Here is a 14129-nt window from a genome sequence, read left to right on the forward strand (position 1 = left end):
TAACAAATTATTTTATACTTTGCAATGACAAAAAGGTTTTTTTATCCCAAAAATTGTTCACATATTTGCCACTGAAATAAGAGGTCATTTTCTCCCCTTGAAAATCCCTCAAAAGTAGTAACTGTTTTTATAATTCTAACCTAAAATGCACGATAATACAATTAAGACAGCAGAATCTGTATGGAATAATTGTCTTGAATTCATAAAGGATAACATCCAAGAACAAGCATTCAAGACATGGTTCATGCCTATTAAGGCTATTGAGCTTACAGAGAATGCTCTTTATATTCAGGTGCCTAGTAAGTTTTTTTACGAGTGGTTGGAAGAACACTATGTAAAAATCCTAAAAGTAGCCCTAACAAAACAGTTAGGAGCTGAAGCAAAGTTATTGTATAAGATTCAGATGGAAACTCCTTCTGGAAACAAACAACCTTATACAGAACAATTACCAAGTACACAAAGAGGTCCAGTAAAACCTCAAGAGTTAGATGTACCTATTCAAAACAAGAATCCAGAATTAAAAAACCCTTTTGTAATTCCTGGAATCAGAAACGTAAAAATCGAATCTCAGTTAAATTCAAACTATTCATTTGATAACTTCTTAGAAGGTGATTCAAATAGATTGGCACGTTCTGCTGGTATGGCTGTTGCGAATAAACCAGGTGGTACTTCTTTTAACCCACTTCTTATTTTTGGAGGAGTTGGATTAGGAAAGACTCACTTAGCACACGCTATCGGTGTTGAAATTAAAGATCTTTATCCAGAAAAAACTGTCTTGTACATTTCTGCAGAAGTCTTTACTCAACAGTATATCGACTCTGTACGTAAGAATACGCGTAATGACTTTATCTACTTCTATCAATTAATAGATGTACTTATCGTCGATGATATTCAATTCTTATCAGGTAAATCAGGTACACAAGATGTGTTTTTCCATATCTTCAACCATTTACACCAAAATGGTAAACAAGTAATTCTTACTTCTGATAAAGCACCAGTAGATATTCAAGATATCGAACAACGTCTTTTATCTCGTTTTAAATGGGGATTATCTGCAGAGATATCACACCCAGATTTTGAAACAAGAGTAAAAATTGTTGAAGGAATATTATTCCGTGATGGAGTAGATATGCCAAAAGAAATAATCGAATATGTAGCTAAAAATGTAAACTCTAATATTAGAGAATTAGAAGGAGCTATCATTTCATTAATCGCTCAATCTTCATTTAATAAGCGTGAAGTAACAATTGACTTAGCAAGACAAGTTGTTGAGAAATTTGTGAAGAGTGTGAAGAGAGAAATCTCTATCGATTATATTCAAAAAATTGTTTCTGATTATTTCCAAATGGACACAGAAACATTGCGTTCTAAGACAAGAAAAAGAAACATAGTTCAAGCTAGACAACTAGCGATGTTCTTTGCTAAAAAATACACTAAAGCTTCTTTAGCTTCTATTGGTTCACAAATAGGAGATAGAGATCACGCTACAGTATTACACGCTTGCAAAACTGTGGATAATTTATTAGAAACGGATAAGGAGTTTAAGAAATTCCACGATGATATAAATATTAAATTCAGTATGTAATGACAAAAGTATTGATGGTTTGTTTAGGCAATATTTGCCGTTCGCCTTTAGCAAAAGGGATATTACAATCAAAGCTTTCTACAGAAAGTTTTTTTGTTGATTCAGCTGGTACTGGAGATTGGCATATAGGTAGTCAACCAGACAAACGATCAATAGCTGTTGCTAAAAAATACAATATTGATTTAACTACACAACGAGCAAGACAGTTTAAAGTAAGTGACTTTACTAATTTTGATCGCATCTATGTGATGGACAAATCTAATTACGAAAATGTAATTAAGTTAGCACCTAATCAAGAAGCTAAAAATAAAGTAAAGTTAATTCTTAATGAGAACACACCTGGTCAAAACCTAGAAGTACCTGATCCATATTTTGGAGGAGATGATGGTTTTGAACATGTTTTTCATCTTTTAGATGAAGTTTGTAATGTAATAGCCAAAGATTTAAAATCTTAGATATATGTAAGTAAAAGGAAGAAAGTCATTTTCTTCCTTTTCTTTTTTGTACTATACTTTATCTTTACCTTTGTACTCTATTTGAGAGAAATTTGACAAATGACAAATAATATACCTACAGGTACACTATACCTAATCCCTATCACCCTAGGAGACACTACAAATCCTATAGACGTTTTGCCACAAACTGTAAAACGCGCTATCGAAATGCTTGACATATTCATAGTTGAAAATGAAAAAACAGCAAGACATTTTATTAAAAGCATATGTCCTGAAAAAAAACAATCAGAACTTATTCTTTTTCCTTTAAATAAACACACTGAAGTAAGTGAATACAAAGAATATATTAAACCATTATTAGAAGGCAAAAGCGTTGGTGTAATGAGTGAAGCAGGTTGTCCTGGTGTCGCAGACCCTGGAGCAGTTATTGTAGACATAGCTCATAAAAGAAATATTAAAGTAACTCCTTTAGTAGGTCCCTCTTCTATCTTATTATCCGTTATGGCTTCAGGAATGAACGGACAAAGCTTTGCTTTCAATGGATACCTACCTATAGATAAAAGTGATAAAAAGAGTGCTCTTAAAGCTTTAGAGAGAACTTCTCAAGAGAAAAACCAATCACAGTTATTTATAGAAACTCCATATAGAAATAATCAACTGTTACAAGATATGGTACAGATATTAAATCCAAACACTCTTATCTGCGTAGCTTGTGATATAACCTTAGAGACAGAGTTTATACAGACTAAACCAGCTTCTCAATGGAAAAACACAAAAGAAGACTTACACAAAAGACCTTGTATCTTTATCATTCACAAGAACTAAATAGAACAAAAAAAGCTGAAAGTATTAACTAATACTTTCAGCTTTTTTATAAATATAATAATTGGTAAACTTCTTATTTATCTTTTGGCACTAAAGAACCAAAACCCATTCTTCTTAGCATTTTCATCACGAAATTCCAAAAAAAGCGATGTTGTCCAAATATAGTACCCACACAAATCAAAATAACTTTATAAACGGGCAGAATTAGCACAATATACAGAACCCAATATATAAACGGATTAGTTGTAGCTCTGTCTAGCCCTATGCTAGTTAAAATAGGTTTCGATATGTAAGCTGCAGTAGAACCTGTAATTGCAAAAACTAATAAGATTACACCCATTTGCCAATTTGATGTAATACCCCAACGTTGTTTTAATTTTTCCATTATTTAATTTAAATCTAAACAAAGGTAAGTCAATTTCCCTGATCTAAAAACATAAATATTACTAAATAAACGATTTACATCGTCTTACCTCTACCTCTACAATTCTAGTTTAGTAAGAGCTTCTATTACATATTCATGCATTACTTCGCGATAATCTAAATGTGTCACCATACGAAGCCATCCCCCTCCCATATCACTGATAAATATATTCTTTTGTTTCAACTTATCTATAAAGACTTTGTTTTGAGCTATTTCTTGCAGCCTAAAAACGACGATATTAGTTTGAACAGGCAAAACCTCCTTAACCCATATTTTCTTACTTAAAACCATCTCTATTTGCTTCGCTCTGAAATGATCTCTTTGCAGGCGACCAACATTATTTTTTAAAGCGAACAAAGCAGCCGAAGTTAAATACCCAATCTGACGCATTCCTCCCCCCATTAATTTACGTAGGCGAATAGCTTTTTTGATATCTTCTTTCGATCCTAACAACACAGAACCCACTGGAGCTCCAAGTCCTTTAGAGAAACACACTGATATCGTATTAAATAAAGCACCGAACTGACTTGGATGTTGTGATTTAGCCACCAATGCATTCCATAATCTAGCTCCGTCTAAGTGCATCTTTAATCCCTTTTCATTACACACCTCACGAATACGCTCTATCTCACTTAGCTCATAACAAGCTCCTCCACCTAAATTTGTCGTATTTTCTATACAAACTAATTTAGTGATTGGCAAGTGAATATTATTGGGGTCATTATAGTTTTCCAAGACTTGCTCTGCTGTAATACGTCCTCTATCTCCATCTATTAATGCACAACTCACTCCACTGTGCACTGCTATCCCTCCCCCTTCAAACATATTGATATGAGAACTTTTATCACAAATTAAATGATCTCCAGGTTGAGTATGCAATTTTATAGCGACTTGATTTGCCATTGTTCCTGAAGGAAAAAAAAGGGCTGCTTCCATCCCAAACAACTCAGCAACAGCAATTTCTAATTCATTGGTACTTCCATCTTGCTTGTAAACATCATCTCCTACCCTCGCTTTCATCATGTAATTCAACATTTCAGGTGTAGGCTTAGTGATTGTATCACTGATTAAATTAATTTCCATAAATTGATAGGAATAAGTATTTTTGTGCTATAAAAGTATTAAAAATTATGGTAACCACAGAACAACAGAAGGATATTATTGATCGCCTTGGTGCGTTAAGGAGGTATCTTTGACATCGATAAGAAGCTTATCGAAATAACAAACGAGGAAGAAAAAACTTTTGCTCCAGACTTTTGGAATAATCCTAAAGAAGCAGAAGTTATCGTTAAAGCCCTGAAGTCCAAAAAGAAATGGGTAGAAGGCTATGAATCTGCTATATCTAACCTAGAGGAATTAAAGATTCTTTTAGAATTCTATGCAGAAGGTGAATACACAGAAGAAGAAGTAGTAGAACAGTATGAAAAAACGCTTCAGATTATAGAAGAACTAGAGTTTAAAAACATGCTTTCTGACGAAGGAGATAATATGAGTGCTGTACTACAGATTACGGCAGGTGCAGGAGGTACAGAGAGTTGCGATTGGGCAGCTATGCTGATGCGTATGTACATCATGTGGGGAGAGAAGAACGGCGTTAATGTAAAAGAACTAAACTACCAAGAAGGAGAAGTTGCTGGTGTAAAAACAGTAACCTTAGAGTTCGATGGAGAATTTGCGTTCGGATACTTAAAAGGCGAAAACGGAGTTCACCGTTTAGTGCGTATCTCACCATTTGACAGCAATGCTAAGCGTCATACCTCATTCGTATCTGTTTATGTTTATCCATTAGCAGATGATACTATCGAAATCGAAATTAGCCCATCAGATATCTCTTGGGAGACTATGCGATCTAGTGGTGCAGGTGGACAGAACGTTAATAAAGTAGAGACAGCAGTACGATTGCGTCACCACCCTACTGGTATTATTATTGAGAACTCTGAAACGCGTTCTCAATTAGACAACAAAACAAAAGCAATGCAACTTTTAAAGTCTCAATTATATGAAATTGAGCTTAAGAAGAAACAAGCAATGCGTGATGAAATAGAAGCAAATAAGAAGAAAATAGAATGGGGTTCGCAAATCCGTAACTACGTGATGCATCCTTATAAACTAGTTAAAGATGTCCGTACACAATTCGAAACTACTGATGTAGATTCTGTAATGAATGGAGAGATTGACAACTTCTTAAAAGCATATCTAATGATGATGGGACAAAAAGAAGAAGAATAAAAAAAGGAGCTAGCAGCTCCTTTTTTGCTTCATTAACACATCAACTTCCCGCAATAAAAAAAGTGGCACATCGCTGTACCACTCTATATATCTTTTAAACTATATGCTTACATAAAGAATGTAATCAAATAATATACTACCATTGCTATAATAGCTGATACAGGTATAGTTAATATCCAAGCCCATAATAGGTTAATAGTCACTCCCCATCTAACAGCAGAGATACGTTTAGTAACTCCTACCCCGATGATAGAACCTGTGATCGTATGCGTAGTCGATACTGGGATACCTAAATGCTCAGTCACATATAACGCAACAGCACCAGCTGTCTCAGCAGCCACCCCTTCTAATGGAGTTACTTTAGTAATCTTAGATCCCATAGTCTTCACGATCTTCCATCCTCCTGATAAAGTACCTAGACCAATGAATATAAATGATGCTAACGGAACCCACCACCAGTGCTCTACGAATACTTTAAATGTATCTACTCCATCCACTAGATAAGCTTCATCCATATCTATATTAACATGATAGAAGATAACAGCTGCACCGATAATACCCATTACTTTCTGAGCATCGTTACCACCATGTCCTAAAGAGAACATTGCAGATGACACTAACTGCAAACGTTTAAACCATGTATCACATTTATGAGAATTACCATTTCTACAAATCCACATAATACCCACCGTTATAAAATAGGCTAATATCATACCTAAAAACGGAGCTCCGAAGATAAATAAGAAAATTGGAATTACTTTAGAATATACAATAACATCCTCTCCTCCAGGTGCAAAACCACCTGCATGAGCTACTGCTGCTCCAATAAATCCTCCAATTAAAGTATGCGAAGAAGAAGAAGGAATACCCAACTTCCAAGTCAATAAGTTCCAAATAATAGCAGCTACTAATCCAGCGAATATCACCTCTAAACTAATAAAGTTTTCATTCACTGACTTGGCTATCGTATTACCAATTTTAAACTCTCCAATAATATAAAGAGAGATAAAATAAGCAGCAAAGTTAAATGCTGCTGCCCATAATACAGCTTGGAATGGTGTCAACACCTTTGTAGTCACAATGGTCGCAATAGAGTTTGCTGCATCGTGAAAACCGTTAATATAATCAAACCCTAATGCTAAGACGATAATGATCATCAGCATAATACCAGCTTGATTAGTAAACATTCCTAAGAAAAAATCCATAAATAATGTTTCTGATTAATTAAGCGTATTTTACTGTAATTGTCTCAAGTACATTAGCAACGTCTTTACAACTATCTGTTGCTGTTTCTAGAGCCATCATTACCTCTTTATATTTAATAATCTCAATAGCATTGCTTTCATTCTCAAAGATGTCCGCAACAGCTTTATCAAATACTTTATCTGCTTTACGCTCTAAACGAGAGATATTTTTACTGATTTCTGCTAATGCTGTAAAATTTTTATTGTCTTTTAAGATTAAAAGCCCCTTAGCCACTTCACTACAAGCTTCTAAATTAGCCTCAGTTAATTTGCGCAAAGGTTTTGTTACTTTATCGATTTGATATAATCTCATACGAGATGCAGCATCCGATAAGTGATCCGCTATATCATCTACAGCTGTAATCAAATTGTGGATATCCTCACGGTCAAAAGGTGTGATGAAGTTTTTTCCAAGTTCTACACGTGTAGTTTGAGCGATTGCTTCTATCTCTTGTTTTAATACTTCTACATTCTTTAATAACTGATCTCTTTCTTTAGCTGGAGCATTTACTGCTTCGTTTAAAGTTTCTGAAATTTTCTTAATCTTACCTGCTGCCTTTTCAAATAATGGATAAAACACTTTATCCTTAGGCACTAAAAACTGAAAAATATTGTTTAATGACATCTTATAAATGATAATAATCGGGCGCAAAAGTAAACCTTTTAAGTTAGCTCAATGTTTCCTTAACGTTAATTTTTACGACTTTATTAATACTATTACTTTACGATAAAAACATAACTATCTGAATTACAAATATAAACCTATTTCCCTATATTAATTTAATGTTATGTAATAAAAGTACACTTTCCCCCTTATATTCTTATTTAGCGACGACAATTACCCTCATTAATTACAATTCATCACACCCTCACTTCTTTTTATCTCATTATTCACCATTCCTGATATATAATTTTAAAAGAAGACAATACTATAACCTCATTACCTAACTCACTTTTATCCCTCTTCATTTCATTATTATATCTTACTCATCAATCTACAGAACTACACTTTTATAAATCACCAAATTATACACATTTATCAACTATTCTCCTGAATCTAAACCTCCTTTTACTTCAACAACTGTCATTATAAATATTAATAAAATGAACAAAAGAAAATAGGTATCATGCTAAAAATCGCATCTCCTCATTTTTGGATAGTCAAAATTCTAGTATATTTTGTATTTTAGCGAAAACGATCAAGGATTAGTACACTATTTACTCTCTAAATATAACTTATACTAAACCACAGACAACAGTGAATCAACCCAACAAACTATGGATATAAACTTCAATAAAAACGAAGACCACAATAAGCTTTTGCTTTCTGATTTAAAAAGAAAATTAGTAAAAGTAAAACAAGGTGGTGGCGAAAAAAGAATAGCTAAACTACACGAGCAAGGCAAAATGACTGCTAGAGAACGTATCGACTATTTACTAGATGATAAGACCAATAGTATAGAGATCGGTGCCTTCGCAGGAGACGGGATGTATGAAGAGCATGGAGGATGTCCTTCTGGAGGTGTAGTGGTTAAAATAGGTTATGTAAAAGGAAAACAGTGTATCGTAGTAGCAAATGACGCTACTGTAAAAGCAGGTGCTTGGTTCCCGATTACAGGAAAAAAGAATCTAAGAGCCCAAGAAATAGCAATAGAAAATAAACTACCTATCATCTACCTAGTAGACAGTGCAGGTGTTTATCTACCTCTACAAGACGAAATCTTCCCTGATAAAGAACACTTCGGACGTATATTCAGAAATAATGCTGTCATGAGCAGTATGGGTATCACACAGATAGCTGCTGTCATGGGTAGCTGTGTAGCCGGTGGTGCTTACCTTCCTATTATGAGTGATGAAGCACTTATCGTAGACAAGACAGGAAGTATCTTCTTAGCAGGTAGTTATTTAGTAAAAGCAGCTATCGGAGAGAGCATTGACAACGAAACTTTAGGTGGAGCAACTACGCACTGCGAAATATCAGGTGTAACTGATTATAAAGCTAAAGATGACAAAGATGCCCTTGACACAATCAAAAATATCATTGATAAAATAGGAGACTTTGACAAAGCAGGATATAACCGTATCAAAGCTGCCAAACCTACTTTAGCTCAAGAAGACATCTATGGTATCTTACCAAAGGCTCGTAATGAGCAGTACGATATGATGGAGATTATCAAACGTCTAGTAGATAACTCAGAATTCGAAGAGTACAAAGAAGGGTACGGACAATCGATCATCACAGGATACGCTCGTATCGATGGATGGGCTGTAGGTATCGTAGCGAACCAACGCAAAGTAGTAAAAACTAAAAAAGGCGAAATGCAATTCGGAGGAGTGATATACTCTGACTCTGCAGATAAAGCTACTCGTTTTATAGCGAACTGTAATCAAAAGAAAATACCACTAGTATTCTTACAAGATGTAACAGGATTTATGGTAGGGTCTAAGTCTGAGCACGGAGGTATTATTAAAGATGGTGCTAAGATGGTTAATGCTGTATCTAACTCTGTAGTACCTAAATTCACTGTAGTAGTAGGAAACTCTTATGGAGCAGGTAACTATGCGATGTGTGGTAAGGCTTATGACCCTAGACTTATCTTTGCATGGCCTAGTGCTGAGCTTGCTGTAATGGGAGGTGCTCAGGCAGCAAAAGTATTATTACAAATAGAAGCTTCATCTCTTAAAGCAAAAGGGGAAGAACTAACTAAAGAACAAGAAGAAGAATTATTCAATAAAATTAAAGCGAGATACGACAATCAAGTTTCGCCTTATTACGCAGCAGCTCGTCTATGGACAGATGCTATTATCGATCCATTAGATACGCGTAAGTGGATCTCTATGGGTATTGAAGCTGCAAATCACGCTCCTATCGAAAAACCGTTTAACTTAGGAGTTATTCAAGTATAATAAAAACCTTAAAAGGGCTTTCAATGTATTTGAAAGCCCTTTTTATTATTTGAGAGTTTCTCCTTTTCATTATGGAAGCTCTGTTCTATAAGTTGTATCGTGTATGCTAAACTTACCTTTTATTGATACACCTGTTTTAGTCTTTGCCTCTAACCAACATTGAGTAAACCAAAATTCAAGTATTCGTTCTTGTTGCTCAGATAGAGTTTGCATTAACTCGTCATACATTTCTTCTCCATCTTCAGTCTCTGTCCATGATTCTTCTAAATCGTGTAAAGAAAAGTACAATTCTCTTGGAAACAAATTATCACTTAAGTTCTCTGGAATACCCATTGATATACTTGAAATAACTTGCTCTGCCTTATCCTCTGCCCAAACTACAATATCAAGTGTTTCATAGTCATATTCAAAATAAAATGTATCTACATCTCTAACAGTACATGGATCAACTAAAGGTATATATTCCCTTACAAATAAACTACATAAACTATCTATCATAGTAGGTCTTACTACTTCTAATCTATCTTTTAACCCTTTAGTGTAGTAAGCGATATACGTACTTATATTCATGATAAGTGTTAACTATTTATTGCTGATAAACTATAAAGATAATTTCTTTTGTCCAATTTAGTGTGATTTTCAATTTAAACACATTGTTTCCTATCTATTTTAATTCACATACATAATATAAAGCAGTGAAGTCACAGAGATAAATATCCACAGTCCTACTCCTTCTAATAGAGGTTTAAATCCTACAGATTTCACGGTGCGATAAGATAAAGATGTACCGATTAAGAATAAGGTCAAGGTCAATGCTGCTTTAGAAGCTTCTACGATATATGGTCCGATAGACTGTACTGCTGGGATATAAGAGTTCGCTAGCATTGCTAATACGAATAACCCGATAAAGTAAGGCAACTTCACTTTACCTCCTTTATTGTTAAAGAATACCATAGATAAGAATGCTACAGGGATCACCCATAATGCACGAGCTAGCTTCACAGTAGTAGCTACTTCTAGAGCTTGGTCACCATACTTAGCCGCAGCTCCTACTACCGAACTCGTATCGTGTATCGCAATAGCAGACCATAACCCGAAATCTACTTGACTTAATCCTAAGGCATGTCCTATAGGCGGAAATATAATTAAAGCTACAGAGTTTAAGATAAACACGATTCCTAAAGCTACTGATATCTGCTTCTCATCTGCTTTAATAACAGGAGAAACCGCAGCGATAGCACTACCTCCACAGATTGCAGTACCTGAAGAAACCAAATACGATATTTTTTTGTCTATTTTCAACACTTTTCCTAATAAGAATCCTAGTGCTAGAGTCAAAAAGATAGAGAAGATAGTAAGTATAAAACCATCCTTACCTGCAGATATTGCGCTATACACATTCATACCAAAACCAAGCCCTATCACAGCTACTTTTAACAATAGCCCTGTTGCCTTCTTAGTCTGTTTTGCATACGGGTTCTCAAATAGCTGTGCATATACTATCCCTATCACTAGTGCTACTGCGGATGAAATAAATGGAAATAAACTAAGCAAAGCGAGTCCTACTAGAAGCACTTTACCTATTGTCTCACGAGTGTTATTTTCTGTTGTCATTTGTATCATTATTTACAGATACAAATTTCCTTCATACACTAAGGAAAAGAAAATACATAATTGTTATAACCTATAACTTTAAGTTATGATTCTGTACAAAGCGAATGAACAGTTCTACCAAAGCGCTTTCTTGTCCTTGACGCTGTATTAAAGAGAAAGTTCTACTGATATCTAATCCCTCTATATCTACAATGCTCAACTCATTATACCTCAACTCTTTTAGAATAGCGTGTACGGATAAGAATGCAACACTATCTGAGTGCATTAAATACATCTTAATACTCTCTGTACTAGAGAAGTTCATTTCATTAGTCAAATCACTTAAAGTTATACCGATCTCTTTAAGTGTAGTATCCACGACATCTAGTGTCCCTGACCCCGTTTCTCTTAATAAAAAAGACAACTCCTTTAGCTCTTGAGGTTTAATACTTCCTCTTTTGGCTAATTCATTATTGCTACTACACACCAAGACGATTTCGTCTTTGATAAAGTCAATATACTTTATCTGAGGATTTTTAGAATACCCTTCTACTAGACCTACATCTATTGTTTTGTTCAGCAGAAGATTCTCGATAGCATTCGTATTATCAGATACTACGTCTAGATGCAGATCATTTACCTTCTTTCTAAACTCTGCTAATAAGGGAGGTAATACATACTGTGATATAGTAGTACTCGCTCCTACTCTAAGGCTTCCGTCCATTTTAGCATTCAGTGCGTGTATATCGAACTCAAGATTGCGATAGATAGAGAATATCTCTTCTGCATACGTATAGAGTAGTTCACCTGCTTCTGTCAAGTGTATCTTCATCCCGTCACGTACAAAAAGTTTAGTCTGATAGCTAGCCTCTATCTCTTGGATATGCTTCGTCACAGCAGGCTGAGAAATCAACAATTCCTTAGAAGCCTTCGTGAAGCTCCCTCTCTTCGCTACTGTATAAAACACCTTTAATCTAAAGTCAAACATATCATCTCTTTTTTATCATAGAAGTAATTCTCTCTTAACATCTCCTCTTTCCCTAAACAACAAAATTAATGAATTAATATGGGTATTTTATACTATTTACACAGAGATAAAATTTGACTTATACCTATATTTGACTGTCCTTTTTAGACAAAGTCAATCCATAAAACTAAAAAACAAACTCAATGAAACGAATAGGAATACTAGGTGGTACAGCATACCCTTCTACAGCGTTATACTACACGCTATTAAACAAAATGGCAAATGAAAAATGGGGTGGATATCACTCATGCCCTATCCTCTTATACAGTATAGATTATCACAATATCAAAACTAGATATGCTAATCAATGGGATGAAGTACCTAATATCTTAAAACACGAAATCGAAATCCTACTATCGCTACAACCAGATTGTTTCTTGATAGCAAACAACACCTTACACAAAGCTTATGATGAGATCAAACAGGAAATACTAACTAATATTCCAATCTCACACAGTATAGAACTGACCAAAAAACATATACTAACGCATAATATGAAGAAAGTACTTCTGCTAGGTACACCCTTCATGATGGAAGATGATTATTTTAAATCTCCTTTACAGCAAGCAGGGATAGAAGTAATCATTCCTAACACTGAAGAAATAGCCCAAATAGGTCAATTCCAATCTATACTCGCTACAGGAGCCATCACAGAAGAGATGCGTTCATTCTTTATGACATTAATAGAAAATTATTCCTCTGTAGAAGGAGTGATTCTGGGTTGTACAGAATTGCCTTTAGTATTTAATTCACTTGATATTAAAATACCTATTATAGACACTATGGTATTACAGTGTGAAGACGCTTTTAGTAAGATATCCTAATCCGTAATCTTACAGATAATATTTCTTCATTAGACAAATCTTTAACTAAGCAGTAAGCAGGACTTATCACCTTTATGGATGAGTATATTGAGTTCTGTTTTACTGCTTATTTTCTATAAATAGAATACCTCTTCTAATCCCCATCGGAGATAATTTCTTAAATATTATCTACTCAACTCATCCCTCGTTATAATGACTCTTTTTCATAGACATATTCACTCGTATGTACTATACCCTTCTTTATTTTAGCATGTACATTATTAGAAGGAGAATACATGGAGAATAGAAGAAGCATTGTTCGACAAACATCTTCTCTGCTCCACTATGTATGGGGTATTCTCCATGAATTGTCGAGGGATTCTAGTCAAGTGCCCTATTTTACTGGGGTTAAGGCAATATCCATATTGGCTAAAAAAAAGTCGAAAACAAATAACAACTTAAATATCAGCACTTTACAATAAAACCTATTTAAAAAAAGTATCTATGTTTTTTTAAAATAATCCCCTAAATAGACTTATATCCTCCTGATTTAGAAAAAAAACAGATTTTAAAAGTTTATTTTCCTTGATTTAAAGACAAAAAAAGACTTGAAAACAAAAAAAGGATTCCTTTATTTCTTCATAAGCAAAGAATACGGATCATCACATAGATGAAAAAAAAGACTTCATCTTACTCTTTAAAAGAATTATATAACAACTCCTTAAAATCGTATAACAACGATAATGACACACTATCCTACATTTGTAATATAAATTATTAAACAAAAAAGAAATGGCAACAGTATATCAAATTAAAGGAATGGGATGCAGTAGTTGTGTCGGAAAGATTCAAGAAGAACTAAAAAAGTACCCTAATATAGAAGCTACAGTCACTCTAGATACACATAGTATAGAGGTTAAAACTCCTGAAGTGACGAAAGAAGAAGTACAAAAGATATTAACTTCTGCTGGAAAGTATGAGATACTTTAATAAAAATAAGGCTGTCCTTTTTGAACAGCCTTATCTTTTTAAGTATC

The 14129-nt window shown here is 34.3% G+C and carries 14 protein-coding genes; 7 read left to right on the forward strand and 7 right to left on the reverse strand.

Annotated elements, in window-relative coordinates:
• Positions 1 to 145 precede the first annotated feature (145 nt).
• From dnaA to BK054_RS00015, 3 genes are all read left to right on the forward strand, one after another.
• The gene (gene dnaA, locus BK054_RS00005) at positions 146 to 1585 is read left to right on the forward strand and encodes a chromosomal replication initiator protein DnaA (protein WP_006258586.1); all 1440 of its coding nucleotides are present in this window, start codon (positions 146 to 148) and stop codon (positions 1583 to 1585) included.
• On the forward strand, positions 1585 to 2040 hold the full coding sequence (locus tag BK054_RS00010; protein ID WP_059050967.1) for a low molecular weight protein-tyrosine-phosphatase: 456 nt from the start codon (positions 1585 to 1587) through the stop codon (positions 2038 to 2040). Before dnaA ends, BK054_RS00010 begins: the two co-directional genes overlap by 1 nt.
• A gap of 99 nt (positions 2041 to 2139) precedes the next feature.
• A complete protein-coding gene (locus BK054_RS00015) occupies positions 2140 to 2865 on the forward strand; it encodes an SAM-dependent methyltransferase (protein WP_059050965.1) in 726 nt (241 codons plus the stop codon).
• A gap of 73 nt (positions 2866 to 2938) precedes the next feature.
• On the opposite strand, the gene BK054_RS00020 is transcribed toward BK054_RS00015, so the two are convergent.
• Both BK054_RS00020 and BK054_RS00025 read right to left on the reverse strand, forming a co-directional pair.
• Positions 2939 to 3250, reverse strand: a complete 312-nt coding sequence (locus BK054_RS00020; RefSeq protein ID WP_006258589.1) for a DUF6787 family protein — start codon at positions 3248 to 3250, stop codon at positions 2939 to 2941.
• Between the two features lie 96 nt (positions 3251 to 3346).
• Complete coding sequence (locus BK054_RS00025; RefSeq protein WP_006258590.1) at positions 3347 to 4372, reverse strand: threonine aldolase family protein; 1026 nt, start codon at positions 4370 to 4372, stop codon at positions 3347 to 3349.
• 47 nt (positions 4373 to 4419) lie between these two features.
• Here BK054_RS00025 and prfB point away from each other — a divergent pair.
• Positions 4420 to 5518, forward strand: a protein-coding gene (prfB, locus tag BK054_RS00030; RefSeq protein WP_115283932.1) for a peptide chain release factor 2 whose coding sequence is annotated in 2 segments (ribosomal slippage) — positions 4420 to 4482 and positions 4484 to 5518 — 1098 coding nt in all. Because the reading frame shifts where the segments join, the coding sequence is not laid out codon by codon here.
• Between the two features lie 107 nt (positions 5519 to 5625).
• Here prfB and BK054_RS00035 read toward each other — a convergent pair.
• On the reverse strand, positions 5626 to 6723 hold the full coding sequence (locus BK054_RS00035) for an inorganic phosphate transporter (protein ID WP_006258592.1): 1098 nt from the start codon (positions 6721 to 6723) through the stop codon (positions 5626 to 5628).
• Positions 6724 to 6742: 19 nt separating this feature from the next.
• Positions 6743 to 7387, reverse strand: coding sequence for a DUF47 domain-containing protein (locus BK054_RS00040; protein WP_029988676.1), 645 nt, complete (start codon positions 7385 to 7387; stop codon positions 6743 to 6745).
• A gap of 653 nt (positions 7388 to 8040) precedes the next feature.
• On the opposite strand from BK054_RS00040, the gene BK054_RS00045 reads away from it, so the two are divergent.
• Positions 8041 to 9669, forward strand: a complete 1629-nt coding sequence (locus tag BK054_RS00045) for an acyl-CoA carboxylase subunit beta (protein ID WP_006258594.1) — start codon at positions 8041 to 8043, stop codon at positions 9667 to 9669.
• A gap of 69 nt (positions 9670 to 9738) precedes the next feature.
• On the opposite strand, the gene BK054_RS00050 is transcribed toward BK054_RS00045, so the two are convergent.
• The 3 genes from BK054_RS00050 to BK054_RS00060 all read right to left on the reverse strand — a co-directional run bounded on the left by BK054_RS00050 (position 9739) and on the right by BK054_RS00060 (position 12250).
• On the reverse strand, positions 9739 to 10239 hold the full coding sequence (locus BK054_RS00050; protein ID WP_006258595.1) for a hypothetical protein: 501 nt from the start codon (positions 10237 to 10239) through the stop codon (positions 9739 to 9741).
• Between the two features lie 99 nt (positions 10240 to 10338).
• On the reverse strand, positions 10339 to 11283 hold the full coding sequence (locus tag BK054_RS00055) for a YeiH family protein (RefSeq protein ID WP_006258596.1): 945 nt from the start codon (positions 11281 to 11283) through the stop codon (positions 10339 to 10341).
• Between the two features lie 70 nt (positions 11284 to 11353).
• Positions 11354 to 12250 carry a LysR family transcriptional regulator gene (locus tag BK054_RS00060; protein ID WP_006258597.1) on the reverse strand — a complete coding sequence of 299 codons (897 nt, stop codon included), beginning with the start codon at positions 12248 to 12250 and terminating at the stop codon, positions 11354 to 11356.
• Positions 12251 to 12432: 182 nt separating this feature from the next.
• On the opposite strand from BK054_RS00060, the gene BK054_RS00065 reads away from it, so the two are divergent.
• Both BK054_RS00065 and BK054_RS00070 read left to right on the forward strand, forming a co-directional pair.
• Positions 12433 to 13113, forward strand: coding sequence for an aspartate/glutamate racemase family protein (locus tag BK054_RS00065; RefSeq protein WP_039327994.1), 681 nt, complete (start codon positions 12433 to 12435; stop codon positions 13111 to 13113).
• Positions 13114 to 13884: 771 nt separating this feature from the next.
• Positions 13885 to 14082 carry a heavy-metal-associated domain-containing protein gene (locus BK054_RS00070; RefSeq protein WP_006258599.1) on the forward strand — a complete coding sequence of 66 codons (198 nt, stop codon included), beginning with the start codon at positions 13885 to 13887 and terminating at the stop codon, positions 14080 to 14082.
• Positions 14083 to 14129 lie beyond the last annotated feature (47 nt).

This window comes from Myroides sp. ZB35, from assembly GCF_001865835.1.
GTDB classification, from domain to species: domain Bacteria; phylum Bacteroidota; class Bacteroidia; order Flavobacteriales; family Flavobacteriaceae; genus Flavobacterium; species Flavobacterium odoratimimum.

Excerpts from the sequence above, each read along its gene's own strand:
- dnaA (WP_006258586.1), top strand. The coding sequence starts at position 146 with ATGCACGATAATACAATTAAGACAGCAGAATCTGTATGGAATAATTGT.
- BK054_RS00010 (WP_059050967.1), top strand. The coding sequence starts at position 1,585 with ATGACAAAAGTATTGATGGTTTGTTTAGGCAATATTTGCCGTTCGCCT.
- BK054_RS00015 (WP_059050965.1), top strand. The coding sequence starts at position 2,140 with ATGACAAATAATATACCTACAGGTACACTATACCTAATCCCTATCACC.
- BK054_RS00020 (WP_006258589.1), bottom strand. The coding sequence starts at position 3,250 with ATGGAAAAATTAAAACAACGTTGGGGTATTACATCAAATTGGCAAATG.
- BK054_RS00025 (WP_006258590.1), bottom strand. The coding sequence starts at position 4,372 with ATGGAAATTAATTTAATCAGTGATACAATCACTAAGCCTACACCTGAA.
- BK054_RS00035 (WP_006258592.1), bottom strand. The coding sequence starts at position 6,723 with ATGGATTTTTTCTTAGGAATGTTTACTAATCAAGCTGGTATTATGCTG.
- BK054_RS00040 (WP_029988676.1), bottom strand. The coding sequence starts at position 7,387 with ATGTCATTAAACAATATTTTTCAGTTTTTAGTGCCTAAGGATAAAGTG.
- BK054_RS00045 (WP_006258594.1), top strand. The coding sequence starts at position 8,041 with ATGGATATAAACTTCAATAAAAACGAAGACCACAATAAGCTTTTGCTT.
- BK054_RS00050 (WP_006258595.1), bottom strand. The coding sequence starts at position 10,239 with ATGAATATAAGTACGTATATCGCTTACTACACTAAAGGGTTAAAAGAT.
- BK054_RS00055 (WP_006258596.1), bottom strand. The coding sequence starts at position 11,283 with ATGACAACAGAAAATAACACTCGTGAGACAATAGGTAAAGTGCTTCTA.
- BK054_RS00060 (WP_006258597.1), bottom strand. The coding sequence starts at position 12,250 with ATGTTTGACTTTAGATTAAAGGTGTTTTATACAGTAGCGAAGAGAGGG.
- BK054_RS00065 (WP_039327994.1), top strand. The coding sequence starts at position 12,433 with ATGAAACGAATAGGAATACTAGGTGGTACAGCATACCCTTCTACAGCG.
- BK054_RS00070 (WP_006258599.1), top strand. The coding sequence starts at position 13,885 with ATGGCAACAGTATATCAAATTAAAGGAATGGGATGCAGTAGTTGTGTC.